Raw genomic sequence first — 1,781 nt, forward strand, 5'->3', positions numbered from 1 at the left:
GGCCAGCGCGCGCGCCGCGGCGACCGGGTCCTCGGCGACCTCGAGTGCCAGGCCGTGGCGCACCGCGGCGTCGGCGTCGAACCGCATGCCGAACAACAGCGCGGCGCGGGCGGTCTGGGGACCGACGATCCGGTGCAGCATCCAGGTGGCGCCGCCGCCGGGATGGATGCCGAGCTTCTGGAAGCGCGGGTCGAACATCGCTGCCGGCCCGGCGATCCGGACGTCGGCGGCCAGCGCCAGGTTGAGCCCGGCGCCGACGGCCGCACCGTTGACCGCGGCGATCGTGGGCAGGGTGCAGTCCGCGACGGCCAGGAAACCGTCGTAGATCACCCGCAGCCCCTCCTCGGTCGCCTCGCCGAGAGCGGTCAGATCGGCACCGGCGCAGAACGCCTTCCCCGCACCGGTCACGATCACCGCGTGCACCTCGGGATCCGCCTCGGCGCTCTCGACCGCGGCGCGCAGCGCCGCCGAGATCTCGGCGGTCACCGCATTGCGGCGGTCGGGATCGTTGACGGTGATCAGCGCGACGCGGTCCTCGACCTGCGTCAGTACGAGTTCGGACACCCGGTCAGCCTAGCGACAGCCTCCGCAGCAGACCCGCCGCCCGGACGTCGTCGCCGACGGTCAGCGCGAGGTGCACCTCCGGGGTCGGCGTGTCCGTGCGGCGCTGCCAGCACACGGTGACCTCCTCGCCGTACTTGATCGGCTTGCGGTACTCGATCACCGTCCGGTAGGGCGGGGTGCAGACGTCGGGTTCGACCGCCATCACCTCGTGCACCGCGTGCCAGTAGGCGGTGTTGGTGACGTGTTCGAACAGGTCGATGTCTGTGCGGCGCAACGCGAACGGCATCGCCTGCTCGGGCTCGGCGGGATTGGTCAGCCATGGCCGCCACTTGAGGCGGTGCTCGTCGGTGGTGGTGGAGAACTTCTCGATCAGCGAGTCGGTGGCCCGTTGCGGGGTCAGCGTTTTCGCGTTCATCGCGATCCAGAAGCCTTCGGTCTCGATGCGGCCGCCATCGCTGCCGACGAGATCGACGCGCATCGTGCACCAGCGCAGGGACAGCGCCGAGCACCACCTGCTGAACGACACCTCGTTGGGGAAGCCGATCGGCTCGATCACGTCGATCACGGTGCGCTGCACCAGCCAGTGTGGATGCGCCTCGGCCTCCCCGGCGTCGACGAGATTCTCGGCGCCGACCTCCTGGATGTAGCGGGCCACCCCGTCCAGACGCAGGTTGAGGTCAGCGCCGATGTCGCCGGTGGCCACCCGCCATGCGGTGCGGTAGACGTAGCCGGAGTCCGGCAGTGCGGCCAGAGGATTGTCGACGGGGTTCACCGGCATCGACGGCGAGCCTACGCAGCTGCCGGCTGCGGGGAATCCCCGGCGCCGGCACCGGGCTCGGTGTCGGGCTCGCTGTCATCCGCAGCGTCGGTGTCTGCGTCCTCGTCGTCTGCGTTGGCGGGATCCTCGGGCTCGGCCTCGGTGTCGGGCTCGGTGTCGTCCGCGGCGTCGGTGTCTGCGTCCTCGTCACCCGCAGCCTCGGTATCCGGCCCCTCGTCGTCTGCGGCCGGGTTGCCGAGTTCGTCCACGCCGCCCGGTTCGGACACGTCAGCGGCGCTCTTCGCCCGCCGGGCAGACGGTTCCGGCTCGTCGGACCGCTGCGGCGAATCCTTGGCCGCCAGAGAATCCAGACCTTCCCGGATCGCACCCGGGATCTTCGCGGCGGTGCTGACCAGCTCGCCCAGCGACGGCATCAGCCGCGCGGGCCGATAGCGGCTCC

At 71.1% G+C, this 1,781-nt stretch carries 2 protein-coding genes and 1 pseudogene; all 3 read right to left on the reverse strand.

The features are described 5' to 3' along the window. A partial coding sequence (locus tag MVA01S_RS29720) for an enoyl-CoA hydratase (RefSeq protein ID WP_060941834.1) occupies positions 1–564 on the reverse strand: 564 nt, incomplete at its 3' end. Between the two features lie 4 nt (positions 565–568). After that, positions 569–1,342: an acyl-[acyl-carrier-protein] thioesterase gene (locus MVA01S_RS29725; RefSeq protein WP_040539711.1), complete on the reverse strand. Its 774-nt coding sequence runs from the start codon at positions 1,340–1,342 to the stop codon at positions 569–571. A gap of 11 nt (positions 1,343–1,353) precedes the next feature. Then, positions 1,354–1,781: pseudogene (locus MVA01S_RS29730) on the reverse strand (hypothetical protein); the annotation flags it as partial.

Origin of the sequence: Mycolicibacterium vaccae NBRC 14118 = CIP 105934 (assembly GCF_001552715.1) — a bacterium.
In the GTDB taxonomy this organism is placed as follows: domain Bacteria; phylum Actinomycetota; class Actinomycetes; order Mycobacteriales; family Mycobacteriaceae; genus Mycobacterium; species Mycobacterium vaccae.

Coding starts and splice junctions, on each gene's coding strand:
- MVA01S_RS29725 (WP_040539711.1), bottom strand. CDS start 1,342: ATGCCGGTGAACCCCGTCGACAATCCTCTGGCCGCACTGCCGGACTCC.